This is a genomic window from Anaerococcus ihuae (genome assembly GCF_928368155.1).
GTDB lineage: Bacteria > Bacillota > Clostridia > Tissierellales > Peptoniphilaceae > Anaerococcus > Anaerococcus ihuae.
Genome location: NZ_CAKMRU010000002.1, coordinates 121,572 through 135,034 on the forward strand (window position 1 = coordinate 121,572; position 13,463 = coordinate 135,034).

At 28.5% G+C, this 13,463-nt stretch carries 14 protein-coding genes; 10 read left to right on the forward strand and 4 right to left on the reverse strand.

Annotated features, from left to right (window positions below; translation table 11 throughout):
- Positions 1–11: 11 nt before the first annotated feature.
- The 4 genes from recF to dnaA form a co-directional block, all read right to left on the reverse strand.
- Positions 12–1,085, reverse strand: a complete 1,074-nt coding sequence (gene recF / locus L6653_RS05865) for a DNA replication/repair protein RecF (RefSeq protein ID WP_236785933.1) — start codon at positions 1,083–1,085, stop codon at positions 12–14.
- Complete coding sequence (locus L6653_RS05870) at positions 1,085–1,294, reverse strand: RNA-binding S4 domain-containing protein (RefSeq protein WP_236785934.1); 210 nt, start codon at positions 1,292–1,294, stop codon at positions 1,085–1,087. The genes recF and L6653_RS05870 overlap by 1 nt, the downstream gene beginning before the upstream one ends.
- A gap of 8 nt (positions 1,295–1,302) precedes the next feature.
- A complete protein-coding gene (dnaN, locus tag L6653_RS05875; RefSeq protein WP_236785935.1) occupies positions 1,303–2,415 on the reverse strand; it encodes a DNA polymerase III subunit beta in 1,113 nt (370 codons plus the stop codon).
- Between the two features lie 232 nt (positions 2,416–2,647).
- Positions 2,648–4,024, reverse strand: coding sequence for a chromosomal replication initiator protein DnaA (dnaA, locus tag L6653_RS05880; protein ID WP_236785936.1), 1,377 nt, complete (start codon positions 4,022–4,024; stop codon positions 2,648–2,650).
- A gap of 762 nt (positions 4,025–4,786) precedes the next feature.
- Here dnaA and rpmH point away from each other — a divergent pair.
- The 10 genes from rpmH (at position 4,787) to L6653_RS05930 (ending at position 13,462) form a co-directional block, all read left to right on the forward strand.
- Positions 4,787–4,921 carry a 50S ribosomal protein L34 gene (gene rpmH / locus L6653_RS05885; protein ID WP_004815746.1) on the forward strand — a complete coding sequence of 45 codons (135 nt, stop codon included), beginning with the start codon at positions 4,787–4,789 and terminating at the stop codon, positions 4,919–4,921.
- Positions 4,922–4,977: 56 nt separating this feature from the next.
- Positions 4,978–5,328, forward strand: a complete 351-nt coding sequence (gene rnpA / locus L6653_RS05890; RefSeq protein ID WP_236785937.1) for a ribonuclease P protein component — start codon at positions 4,978–4,980, stop codon at positions 5,326–5,328.
- Positions 5,318–5,530 carry a membrane protein insertion efficiency factor YidD gene (gene yidD / locus L6653_RS05895; RefSeq protein ID WP_049690378.1) on the forward strand — a complete coding sequence of 71 codons (213 nt, stop codon included), beginning with the start codon at positions 5,318–5,320 and terminating at the stop codon, positions 5,528–5,530. The genes rnpA and yidD overlap by 11 nt, the downstream gene beginning before the upstream one ends.
- Positions 5,531–5,571: 41 nt before the next feature.
- On the forward strand, positions 5,572–6,330 hold the full coding sequence (locus L6653_RS05900; protein WP_236785938.1) for a YidC/Oxa1 family membrane protein insertase: 759 nt from the start codon (positions 5,572–5,574) through the stop codon (positions 6,328–6,330).
- Entirely contained in the window at positions 6,296–7,186 is an 891-nt protein-coding gene (gene jag, locus L6653_RS05905; protein ID WP_236785939.1) for an RNA-binding cell elongation regulator Jag/EloR, read from the forward strand. The genes L6653_RS05900 and jag overlap by 35 nt, the downstream gene beginning before the upstream one ends.
- 109 nt (positions 7,187–7,295) lie before the next feature.
- Positions 7,296–8,660, forward strand: a complete 1,365-nt coding sequence (mnmE, locus tag L6653_RS05910; RefSeq protein ID WP_236785940.1) for a tRNA uridine-5-carboxymethylaminomethyl(34) synthesis GTPase MnmE — start codon at positions 7,296–7,298, stop codon at positions 8,658–8,660.
- Positions 8,650–10,560 carry a tRNA uridine-5-carboxymethylaminomethyl(34) synthesis enzyme MnmG gene (mnmG, locus tag L6653_RS05915; protein WP_236785941.1) on the forward strand — a complete coding sequence of 637 codons (1,911 nt, stop codon included), beginning with the start codon at positions 8,650–8,652 and terminating at the stop codon, positions 10,558–10,560. The genes mnmE and mnmG overlap by 11 nt, the downstream gene beginning before the upstream one ends.
- On the forward strand, positions 10,553–11,182 hold the full coding sequence (rsmG, locus tag L6653_RS05920; protein WP_236785942.1) for a 16S rRNA (guanine(527)-N(7))-methyltransferase RsmG: 630 nt from the start codon (positions 10,553–10,555) through the stop codon (positions 11,180–11,182). Before mnmG ends, rsmG begins: the two co-directional genes overlap by 8 nt.
- A gap of 74 nt (positions 11,183–11,256) precedes the next feature.
- Positions 11,257–12,471: a CinA family nicotinamide mononucleotide deamidase-related protein gene (locus tag L6653_RS05925; protein WP_236785943.1), complete on the forward strand. Its 1,215-nt coding sequence runs from the start codon at positions 11,257–11,259 to the stop codon at positions 12,469–12,471.
- Positions 12,449–13,462, forward strand: coding sequence for a ParA family protein (locus L6653_RS05930; protein WP_236785944.1), 1,014 nt, complete (start codon positions 12,449–12,451; stop codon positions 13,460–13,462). The genes L6653_RS05925 and L6653_RS05930 overlap by 23 nt, the downstream gene beginning before the upstream one ends.
- Position 13,463 lies beyond the last annotated feature (1 nt).

Consider the following 13,463-nt stretch of genomic DNA (forward strand, 5'->3'; position numbering starts at 1 on the left):
CTTCCTTTCTATTATTTAATGTGACCATCTTTTATTTTTCTAATCTTACTCCTACTAACCTTATCCAAACTTTTTGTATTGGTTGCAGTTATAATTGTTTGAAATTTTCCTAAATTTTCCAACAAAAAATTAGATCTTTTTTCATCAAGTTCTGAAAAAACATCGTCAAATAAGATTATAGCCTTATCTTGGCTGGTATTTTCAATTAAATTTACATTGGCAAGTTTTATATTTAAAATAGCAGATCTTTGTTGACCTTGAGATCCAAATTTTTTTGTATCCTTGCCATTTATTATTATATCAATTTCATCTCTTTGGCTGCCTGATGTAGTCCTAAAATATTTTAAATCATCAAAAATATTTTCAGAAAATTTTTCCCCATATTCTTCCATAGAATTTGCTTTTATATTTGGTTTATAGATTATAGTTAAATTTTCCTTATTTTCTGTAAGATTTAAATGATTTTTTTTGGCATAGGTATTTATTAGGGAAATATATTTTTCCCTAAACCTATAAATTTTGTAATTTAGCCTAATTATTTGCTGGTCAAAGGCCATTAGTTCAGTTTTAAAGTATTTTGACTTTTGATTTTTTAATAATTTATTTCTTTGACTAAGAATTTTTTCAAAATCTTTTTTCAAAGACTTGTAGCTAAAATTAACACTAATTATTATATCATCAATTAAGTCTCTCCTAAAATTTGGCCCATCTTTTATTATATTTAAATCTTCCGGTGTAAATAGAACCAACTTAAAAAGAGATTTTAAGTCCTTATTCTTGTCATATTTTATTTCATTTACAAAGATATCTTTTTTATTTTCATTTACATTTATTTGGACATTTTTGAAAGATTCTCCCTTTCTAATAGTACCTTCAAGAGACATTTCTTTTTCATTAAACATGATAAGGTCCTTGTCCCTAAAAGATTTAAAACTTTTTGCATTTGCCAAATAATATATACTTTCAAGTAAATTTGTTTTTCCCTGGGCATTATCCCCCAAAAATATATTTATATTTTTATTAAATTCTATATTTTGAAAAAGATAATTCCTAAACTTATTAAGTTTTAAATTTTGAATCCACATTATACAAGACTAATCAAAAACCTATGGTCAAATTCTACCTTATCGCCCCTATAAAGTTTTTTGCCTGCTTGGAAAAATTCTTCCCCATTTACCAAAATTCCATATTCTTTTATAAGATGTTTGGCTTCTCCTCCACTTTGGGCTATATCTGTTGCTTTTAGAAGATCTTTGGCTAAAATCATTTCACATTCAAATTCTATTTTTTCCATAAAAACTCCTATTCTGCAAGTCTAACTGGAAGGGCAAGATAAGTAAATTCTTCATCTTCATATTTTGATTCATTTGGATAAATTAGGCATGGATTTAGGGATGATTTTAAATTCATTCTTATAGTTTGCGTATCACAAGCCTTGACCCCTTCTATTAAATATCTTGCATTAAAGGCAATTTTTACATCATCGCCTTCTTTTTTAATTTGTAAAACTTCTTTCAAATCTCCAATTTCAGAATTTGATTCAATTATGCACTTATCATCTTCTATATTTATTTTTATAAGATTTGCCCTTTGAGTGTTGTTTAATAATTGGGCTCTTTCCAAAGAATTTATAAGCTCTTGCCTATCAACAAAAAGACTTGTTGTAGAAATATCTGAAATTATATTTGTGTAATCTATATAATTTTTATCAATTACCTTGCAATACATGGTAGTATCTCCAGATTCAAAAATTATATCCTTGTCGTCCTTATAAATTTTTGTAATTTTTTCATCATCAATTATTCTTGTCCATTCAGAAATAGATTTTCTAGGAATAATAAGTCTAGCCTTATCCATAGATGTTGGATATGACAATTTCAATTTTTTAAGGGCAACCCTGTAACCATCAAGAGCTACAAAATTTAAATATCCATCTTTTAATTCAAACAAAATTCCTGTAAGGGCAAGTTTTGTTTCATCTAAACTTGTTGCAAATTCTGTTTGAGAGATTGATCTTTTTAATTTATCATTTTGAATTTCTAAATAATCAACACTTGGTATCTTCAAATTTTTCTTTTCATAATAATCAAAAGCTAGGATATTAAAGTTTGACCCATTGCATTTTATTTTTATTTTTGAATCACAAAGCTCAATTTTTATCATCTCATCTGGAAGTTTTCTTACAATATTTGCAATTATATTTGCATTTATTGCCATTTCACCTTCTTCTATAACTTTACAAGCTGATTTTGTTACAATAGATATTTCTCCATCAGATGATGTAAGAGTTAATATATCATTTTTTACTTCAAAGTATATTAATTCATGAATTTGTATATTGGTTTTTCTCGAAACAGCTTTCATAGCTATGGAGATTTTATTTGATAAATCTTTTTGTTGAATTTCTATTTTCATGTTTGCTCCTAAAATATTATATAAACTTAGTAGTATTAGTAATAGGTAGTGTATATATGTGGATAAGTCTTATAAAGCTTTATTTATAAAGCATAAACTTAAATAATAAGTTTTGGATAAGTTTTTATAAGTAATCCACTTTTCCACACAATCCACAGACCCAAATTTTATTTTTTTAAAGTTAAGCTTATAAACAAGCTTATCCTCAGACTTATACACAATTTGTGGATAACTAGGATTTTATTTCCTTAATTATATCTTCAATTTCTTGTCTAAAATCTTGGTCTTCTTCCATCATATCTTTTATTTTATCATGGCCGTGCATAATTGTTGTATGGTCCCTGTTAAATTCATTGGCAAGACTTACCAAAGAAATTGACAAGAGATCTCTACAAAGATACATGGCGATTTGTCTTGGCATTACAATTTCTTTTTTTCTAGATTTTCCCCTAAGATCAGACAATTTAACATGGTATCTTTCAGCAACTTTTTTTTGTATATCTTCTGCATCTATTTTTTTGCTATCCTTGTGAACTCTTGAACTAACTCCAAGTCTTGCATCATCAAGGCTTACATAAGACCTATTATTTGATTTTGCACAGGCAATTGAAGTTGCCAAAGCTCCCTCAAGATCTCTAATATTTGTTTCGATATTTTCTGCAATATATTCCAAAATTTTATAATCTACAACAGCTCCAAGCTCATCTTGTTTTTTTTGTAAAATTGCAACCCTAGTTTCAAAATCAGGCTTTGAAATATCAACAATAATACCCCAACCAAATCGTGAAACAAGCCTATCTTCCAGGTGTTTAATTTCCTTTGGAGGCCTATCAGAAGAAATTACAATTTGTTTTCCTTGATTGTAAAGGTCCTCGAAAGTGTGGAAAAACTCCTCTTGGGTTCCGGTTTTATTGGCAATAAATTGAATATCATCAATCAAAAGCATATCAACCGAACGGTATTTTTTCCTAAATTCTTCATTTGTATTATTCCTAACAGCAGAAATCATTTCATTTGTAAATTTCTCGCTAGAAAGATACATCACATAGCAATCATCTCTTTTTTCAAGAATTTCATGGGCCATTGCCTGCATAAGGTGGGTTTTTCCAAGTCCACTTGCTCCATATATAAAAAGAGGATTATAAACTCTCGAAACCTTATAATTAGCCAAATTCTCAGCAACTGATTGACTTGCTGCAAGGGCTAGTTGGTTGGATTTTCCCTGAACAAAATTTTCAAAAACATTATTTTTTTCAAGAAGTGGTTTTGGATATTTGTTTACATTATTAAGCCTAAGCTGGCCGTTTTCATCAACATTTTTGCCAAGACTTAAAATCTCATCATAATTTGGTCCGTCTTTTGCAATAATTTCAAGCTTATAAGCCTTGTTTTCTCTTTTATTAATATCATTTAATATAGATTGCAGTTGAGGAACCCAAATTTGGTCAAAAATAAATTTTGTATCATTTTTAGGAATTTCCAAATAAATAGTATCTTCATACTTATTTAAGGGTTTTAAAATTCCAATCCAAGTTTCATATTGTTGAAGATCTGGAACATTCATTTTCATTTTTTCTTTTAATTCATTAGTTATGTATTCTAGATTCATCGTACAAGCTCTCTTTCATAAAATATTATCCACATAAAACAAAGTTTCAAATTTAAATGAGTTAAGTATATTTTTTGATTTATCCACAAATTTTGGATAAGTTGTGGATAAGTTTGATGTGGATAAGATAAATCCCTATTTTTACAAATAATACTAGAGTAAAAATTTTTAAATAATAGATTTATAGAAATTTATCCACAAAAAAAATCTATAAATCAATAAAAAATTGAATTATCATCATCTTTTACACAAGAGATTATACACTAATATAGCCGTTTTGTAAAGTTATCCACAAATTGTTGATAAGTTTTGGATAAGATAAAAAAAATTAAATTTAGGAATATTAAAACTATGTGGATATTGTGGATATCTTGATAAAATATGTAAATTTGTAAATACTTTTATGTATAAATCATTATTTTAATTGATTTGTAAAAAATTTTTTTCAAAAAAGTAAAAATTTATGCATATAAAAACCTATAAAAAGTCATTGTGGATAAAATATAATTAAAAATACTTATCCACAAAGAAATAAAAATTTAAATTTGGTGGATATTTGTATAAGTTTGTTTTTTATTTTTATAATTAATCAATTGATGATTTTAGAAAATTTAGAAAATCTTACTTGTTTATTTTTTGATTTTTCTTTATTTCTGATAGTAAAATCTTATTTTAAATTTTGCATTTTTTCTTTAAAACCTTGACTTTATACCATTATTTAAATATAATAAAAGACAGCGTAAAATAATAGGAGGTGATAATATGAAGAGAACTTATCAACCAAATAGAAGAAAAAGAAAAAAAGACCATGGCTTTAGAAAAAGAATGTCAACTCCCGCTGGAAGAAGAGTATTAAAATCCAGAAGACAAAAGGGAAGAAAGAAATTATCTGCATAATAAAAAAGCTGCGGCTTTTTTATATTGTAGGTAGATAAAAGTTAGGTTTTATTCTAATGGAAAAACAATTTAGTTTAAGAAAGAATGTAGACTTTGAAAGAGTTTATAAAAAATCTAAGCACTACTACAATAGAGATTTTACCGTTTTTATTAAAAATAACGGTGTAAATAGTCCAAGGTTTGGCTTTTCTATTTCTAAAAAAATAGGTAAGGCCAACCAAAGAAACAAACTTAAAAGAAGACTTAGGTCAATAGTTTATGAAAATTATAGGAATATTAATAATGTTGATATAATTATTATTCCAAAAAGACACACTACAGATTTTACTTATCAAAAACTTAAATCTTCTTTAGGACATGTACTTAATAAAGCCTTTAAGGATAAGAAAATTAGATATGTTAAATAAACTTTTTCTAATATTAATTAGATTTTATCAATTGTTTATTTCTCCACTATTAGGCTCTGGAAAATGTAAATATTATCCTACTTGTAGCCAATATGCCATTGACTGTTTTAAAAAGTATAATTTTTTAAAAGCCTTTTTTAAGGCTTGTTGGAGAATTCTAAGGTGCAATCCTTTTTCTAAAGGAGGATACGATCCAGCCTAGCAATTGATTTTTTATATTTACACTAGAGATTAGGAGAGATAATGTTAAGTTTTATAGCACAAATTTTGGGTAGCCTAATGAAACTTATTTATGATTCTTTGGTAAACAATTTTACTGAGCCATCTAATATGAGTTTTTATGCTATCTCAATTATTTTAATGACAGTTTTGGTATCATTAATTACAATACCAATGACTATGAACCAACAAAAACAAGCGGCAAAAAGTGGAGAAATTCAACCAAAAGTTGAAGAAATAAAGAAAAAATATGCCTATGACCCTCAAATAATGCAACAAAAAATGCAACAATTATATAAAGAAGAAGGAGTAGGACCTGGAATTTCTTCTTGCTTGGTTATGATTTTCCAACTTTTAATACTTTTATCCTTATATAGGGTAATTCAAAATCCTGATAAATTTGTTTTTGCTGGAAATATGCATGCAATCAGAGATGATTTTTTGTGGGTACCAACCCTTTCTAAGGCAGATCCCTTATTTTATGGTTTGCCACTTTTGACAAGTATAAGCCAATTAGGTGTTCAAATATTTACAATGAAAACTTCACCTCAAGGTCAAGTTCAAAATACTCCAGGAATGGGTTCTATGAACAATATGCTCTTGGCTATGCCAGTTGTTTATTATTTTGTTTTTAGAAATCTTCCTGCAGGTTTGCCACTATATTGGACAACAAGTTCACTTGCAAGACTTATAATCCTTGGAGGACAATATTTGATTGGCCTTAAAAAAAGAGATAAAGAGGAAGAAGATGAAAAGATCAATAGTAAAAACAGCCAAAACTAAAGATGAAGCTATTAATTTAGCTTTAAAAGAAATTAATAAAAATATTGATGAAGTTGATGTTGAAGTTATAGAAGAAGAATCAAGTGGATTTTTGGGTTTAATTGGTCAAAAAAATGCTGTTGTAAGAATTTCTTATGAAGAAGATATTCAAGAAGGAATTGATTCTTTAATGAAAGAAATTGAAGAAGATAGCAAAAAAGAACTTGAAGAAGAATTTAATCTTGAAGAATTATCAGAAAAAATTGAAGAAGAAAATTCTTTTGAAGTTGACCATGATGAAGACGAAAAAAATTCAAATGAAGATTTAGATATAGAAGAAATAAATGAATCTTTTGATCAAAATATTAAAGAAGAATCAGTAGATGAAACAGAAGATGATGATCAAAAAGAAGATGAAGTTAGCCTTTACTATAAGGCAAAAGATTTGTTAGAAGAAATTCTAAAACAAATGCACTTTGAAGATATTAAAGTTATTGGAAATCTTGAAGATAATATTATTAAGCTTGATGCAAAAATTGATCCAAAAGATACCGGTATTGTTATAGGTAAAAACGGAAGGACTCTTGATGCAATTGAAACTGTAATAAGAAAAATTATCAAGGCTAGATCAAATAAAGTTAAGCTTAATATTGATATAAATAACTACAAGAAAAGACGCGATGAAAAAATCGTAATGCTAGCTGATAATGCTTGTAAAAAAGTTTTAAAAACTAGAAAAAGTTGGAATTTAAAATATATGAATTCCTATGAAAGAAGACTTGCTCACGAGCAAATTTCAAAATATGACAAGCTTGACTCTCACTCAGAAGGAGTTGAGCCAAAAAGATTTGTTGTAGTTGATTATAAATTAGATTAATCGAAAGGATGTTTCACGTGAAACATCTTTTTTTATTGGTAAAATTAATGTATAATATGGAAAGAATGTTTATGTCAAAGGTAAGCAGTCATTTTAGAAAGGATGAATTATGAGTGAATCTACAATAGCAGCAATTTCTACACCACAAGGAAGTGGTGGTATATCTATAGTTCGTATGAGTGGCGATAAATCTTTTGACATTATTAAAAAGATTTTTAAACCAATAAATAATAGACCTTTAGATAGAGAAAAAGATAATAGAATGATGAGATATGGCCATATAGAAAAAAATGGGCGTATTTTTGATGAAGTTATGGTCAATTTTATGAAAGGACCAAATACCTATACTAGAGAAGATATTTGTGAGATAAATTGTCACGGATCTATGATTTCTGTAAGAGATATTTTAAATTTGCTTTTGGATTTAGGTTGTGAACTTGCAGATAGGGGAGAATTTACCAAAAGAGCATTCCTTAATGGAAGAATAGATTTATCCCAAGCTGAGGCAGTTTTAGATATTATAAACTCAACAAATGAGCTTTCTCAAGAGCAAGGATTAAAACAATTATCTGGATTATTGAGAGAAAAAATTGAAGAAATTAGAAAAATTGAGCTTGAAGCCCTATCAAGAATTGAATATTCTATAAATTTCACAGAAGATGGGGAAGACTTGCCTTTGGATAATATTGTTGAATATATGGATATGGCCTATGATGAAATAAAAAAACTTCTATCAACGGCAAACAAAGGAAAGCTTGTAAAAGATGGAATTGAAACAACAATAATTGGAAAGCCAAATGTTGGAAAATCTTCTCTATTAAATGTTTTATTAAATGAAAACAGAGCGATTGTTACAGATATTCCTGGAACAACTAGAGATTCTATAACAGAATATATAAATCTTGGAAATTTGACCTTAAAAATAAATGATACGGCAGGAATCAGAGAAACCCACGATGAAGTTGAAAAAATTGGGGTTCAAAGATCAAAAGACTTGGCAAAAGATTCTGATCTTATAATAGCAATTTTCGATAAATCTAGAAAACTTGACGATGAAGATAAGATAATTTTAGATTTATTAAAGGGAAAAAACTCCATAATAATTTTAAATAAGACAGATTTAGATGGAAAAATTTCAAAAGATGATTTTGATAAGTCATTAAAAATTATAGAAACATCTATGATTTCACGTGATGGAATCGACAAGTTAGAAGGGGCAATTTTTGAAATTTTTGATTCAAAAGAATTAAATAAGGAATCTTTGATGATTACAAATCTTAGACACGAAAGATTATTAAATTCTTCAATGGAAAATTTGAAATCATCATTAAATGATATAAAAGCATATGTTCCAATAGATTGTGTAGAAGTTGATTTAAGAGCTTCTTATGATGATTTGGGCCTTATAATTGGAGAAACTGTTTCAGATGAGATAATGGATAAAGTATTTAGGGAGTTTTGTGTTGGAAAATAATAAGTTAGAAAATAAGAAATATATTGACGAGTCCTACGATATTGTAGTTGTAGGTGCAGGTCATGCAGGTTGTGAAGCTGCTCTTGCATCAGCAAGGCTTGGTTTTAAAACTTTGGTTCTTACTACAAGCATGGAATCTGTGGCAGATATGCCTTGTAATCCAAATATTGGAGGAACTGGAAAGGGACATATTGTAAGAGAAATTGATGCTTTGGGTGGAGAGATGGCAATAAATATTGATAAGACCTTCATCCAATCAAGAATGTTAAATACTTCAAAGGGACCTGCAGTTCACTCTCTTAGAGTTCAAGCTGATAAGATCAAATATCATCAAGAGATGAAAAAAACTCTCGAAAATCAAGAAAATCTTGATCTATTTGAACAAGAAGTAGACAAAATAAATATAGAAGATGGAAAAATAAAAAGTGTTGAAACAATCCAAGGGGCAATTTTCCCAACAAAAGCTTGTGTAATTTGTACAGGAACATATTTAAATGGAAAGATTTTGATGGGAGATTTTCAAAAAACATCAGGTCCTCACGGACTTTCTGCAGCAACCCATCTATCAGATAGTCTAGAAGATTTAGGTTTTTCATTAAGACGTTTTAAAACTGGAACTCCAGCAAGAGTTGACAAAAAAAGTATTGATTTATCAAAAACTGAAATCCAAAAAGGTGATGAAAATATAGTTGCTTTTTCATTTTTAAATGAAGAAAAAGATTTTTCTGATAAAAAACAAGAATCTTGCTATTTAACCTACACAACAGAAAAAACTAAAGAAATAATTATGGAAAATTTGGAAAGATCACCTATGTATGGGGGACTTGTAAAAGGAATTGGACCAAGATATTGCCCATCAATTGAAGATAAAATGGTAAGATTTCCAGATAGGGACATCCATCAAGTTTTTATAGAACCAGAAAGCTTATCAACAGATGAAATGTATATTCAAGGAGTTTCATCAACTCTTCCTCAAGAAGTTCAAAAAGAATTTTATAAAACCATAGAAGGACTAGAAAATTGTAAAATAATTAGACCTGCCTATGGAATTGAATATGATTGTTTGGATTCTACAAATTTAAAAAGGAGCTTAGAGTCAAAAGAAATTGAAAATCTATTTTTTGCAGGTCAAATAAATGGATCAAGTGGCTATGAAGAGGCAGCAGGACAAGGTCTTATTGCAGGAATTAATGCAGCTTTGAAATTAAGAGGAGAAAAACCTCTCATCTTAGATAGGTCAGATGCATATATTGGAGTTTTGATTGATGATTTGGTTACCAAGGGAACAAATGAACCTTACAGAATGATGACTTCAAGGTGTGAATATAGACTTACCATGAGACAAGATAATGCTGATTTTAGACTAACTGAAAAGGGTCATGAAATTGGTCTTGTAACAGATGAACGTTATGAAAAAATGCTAAGAAAAAGAGAGAATATTGACAAAGAGATAGATAGGCTAAAAAATATAATGATAAGTCCAAACAAGGAAAATAATGAAATTTTGGAAAAAATTGGATCTAGTCCACTAAAAACAGGATACACCTTATTCGATTTAATAAAAAGACCAGAACTAACTTATAAAAAACTTGGAATTTTGGATCCGGATAGGCCATCTCTTCCAAAATTCCAACAAATTCAAGTCCAAACTGAAATAAAATACCAAGGCTATATCAAAAAACAAATGGCAGATATAGGAAAATTCAAAAAACTTGAAAATAAAAAATTAGACCATGATTTAGATTACAGCAAAATAAAGGGACTTAAAAAAGAATCAGCAGAAAAATTAAACAAAATAAAACCAGATTCAATAGGTCAAGCCTCAAGAATTTCTGGTGTATCTCCTGCTGATATAAATGTTTTGCTAATTAGATTAAAAGCAGGTGAGTTGAATGGATAAATTTATCAAATATCAAGAAATGTTGATTGAAACAAACAAAAAATTTAATCTAACAAGCATTGATGATCCAGATCAAATAAAAATAAAACATTTCGAGGATTCCCTTACCATAAAAAATTATATTAATAAGGGAATGAAAGTTTTAGATATTGGATCAGGGGCTGGTTTTCCTGGAATTCCCTTAAGAATAGAAAAAGATTTCGACTTAACCTTGATTGATTCAGTAAATAAAAAAGTAAACTTTATGAATGAAGTAATAGAAGAGTTAAAACTAGATAACACAAGGGCAATTCACGTAAGAGCAGAAGATTATGCAAAAGAACACAGGGAAGAATTCGATTTAGTAATTTCAAGAGCTGTTGCGAATCTATCAACACTATTGGAGTACTCCCTACCATTTTTAAAAGTTGGTGGGATTTTTATAGCTATGAAGGGTCCAAAAGCAGAAGAAGAATATAAAGATGCTCAAAATGCCTTAAAAATATTGGGTGGAGAGCTTATTAATATAGATACCATCGACTTACATGGAAATACTAGAAAAAATATTTTGATAAAAAAGGTAAGGTCAACAAAAAAGAAATATCCTAGAGGAAAAAATCAAGCGAAAAAAAATCCATTATAATAAAAAGAAAAAATGTTTCACGTGAAACATTTTTTTATTGATTTATGTTATACTATTATAAGAAAAGAGGTTTTATGAAAGCACAAATTTTTTCAGTTGGTACGGAAATATTGTTAGGAAATATTACCGACACCAATTCGCAATTTATAGCAAGAAAACTTACAGAATTTGGTATAGACGTATATAAAATGGCAACTGTTGGAGATAATTTCGAAAGATTATATAAGGCTTTGAAAGATGCTTTGGGAAAAGTTGACTATATTTTTGTAACAGGAGGCCTTGGACCTACTGAAGATGATATTAGCAAGGAAGTTGCTATAAAAGTATTGGGAAAAGAAAAACAAGTAGTAGTTGATGAAAGATCTAAAAAAAGGCTTGAAGATTATTTTTATAAAAAGAAAAAAGCCATGAATGTAAATTTAAAGCAAGCAAAATTTCCAAAAGATGCAATAATTTTAGATAATGATCGAGGGACTGCTCCAGGATGCATAATGGGGGATGAAACAAAAATAATTTTACTACCAGGACCTCCGAGAGAAATGGAATATATGTTTGAAAATAAACTTACTACTTATTTAAAAAAAGATGCTGTAATAAAATCTAAAAATTTGAGGATTGGACTTTTGGGAGAATGGGATATGGCAAATAGGATAGATTTGTCATCGGCTAATCCAACAATTTCTCCTTATTTTGATAATGAAGGTGGATTTTTAAGAATTACTGTCAAGGCTGAAAGCGATAAAGAAGCTCAAAAACTATTAGATGAAAAAGAAAAAGAAGTGAAAAAAGTCTTTAAAAATCTTTTGATATCTGACGATGGTCTTAAAAAAGAAGAGACTTTGATAAATTTACTTAGAAAAAGAAGTGAAAAAGTTTCAACAACAGAATCTGTGACAGGAGGATTAATTGCTTCATCAATAATTGATATTAGTGGTGCAAGCGATGTGATAGAAGAATCTTACATTACTTATTCTGATAGAATTAAGGAAAAGATTTTGAATGTTTCACGTGAAACACTTAATAAATATAGTGCAGTAAGCTTTGAGTGCGCAGATGAGATGGTTGAAGGCTTGTATAAAAAGACAAATTCTGATCTTTGTATAGCTACAACAGGATATGCTCATAAAGGACTTGTTTTTTTGGCTATAAAATATAAGGATCAAAAAATGATAAAAAAATTTCAATTTGCATCCGATAGGAACAAGGCAAGACTTTTTGCAAAAAATAGGGCTTTGGACCTTACTATTTTAATGATGAGAGGTGAATATGAAGACAATATCGATATTTAATCAAAAAGGTGGAGTGGGAAAAACTACAAGTGTTGTAAATCTTTCTGTAGCTCTAGCAAAATTTGGGAAAAAAGTTTTGGTTATAGATTTTGACCCTCAAGCAAATACAACTACAGGGCTTGGTTTTGATAAAAACAATCAAGAAAAATCTGTTTATAAGATGTTTTATGATGAGGATGGTAATTATAAGGATTACATAGTAAAAAGTGAAGATGGGCCATATTTAATTCCTAGTGAAAATTCACTTTCGGGATTAGAAGTTGAGCTTGTTAGCCTTGATCAAGTAGAAAGGCTTCAAATGCTAGATCAAATAATAAAAGAAATAAAAAAAGATTTTGATTTAATTTTAATTGATTGTCCACCATCACTTGGTCTTTTATCATTAAATGCCCTTGTTGCTAGCGATTCTATAATAATTCCTATTCAAACTGAATACTATGCCCTCGAAGGGGTAAGTGAATTGTTAAAAACTTATGATACTATTAAAAACTCTATAAAAGAAGATTTGGAAATTGAGGGAGTACTTCTTTGTATGTTCGATAAAGAAACAAATCTTTCATATGAAGTGGCAGAAGAAGTAAAAACATTTTTCAAAGAAAAAGTCTTTAGAACTATGATTCCAAGAAATATAAAACTTGCAGAAGCTCCTTCATTTGGAAAATCTGTAATACTTTATGATGAAAAATCAAAAGGTGCAAGGGCTTATATGGCTTTGGCTAAAGAAATTATAGAAAATATTTTTAGGAAAAATGATTTAGAAAAAGACTCAAATGATGATAAAACAGAAGATAAAAAAGAGACTGAAGAAGTATTTGAAAATCCTGATGAAAATAAAGAAAAAAACAATAAAAATTCAGCTGATGATAAATTAGATGAAGAAAAAGAAATAATTGATAAAAAAGATGATAAAAAGTTTGAAGATGGGATAGTAAAGAAAAATAAATTTTCTTTTGACCAAAATAAGCTTGTAAATAATGAAAAGAGGGATTAAC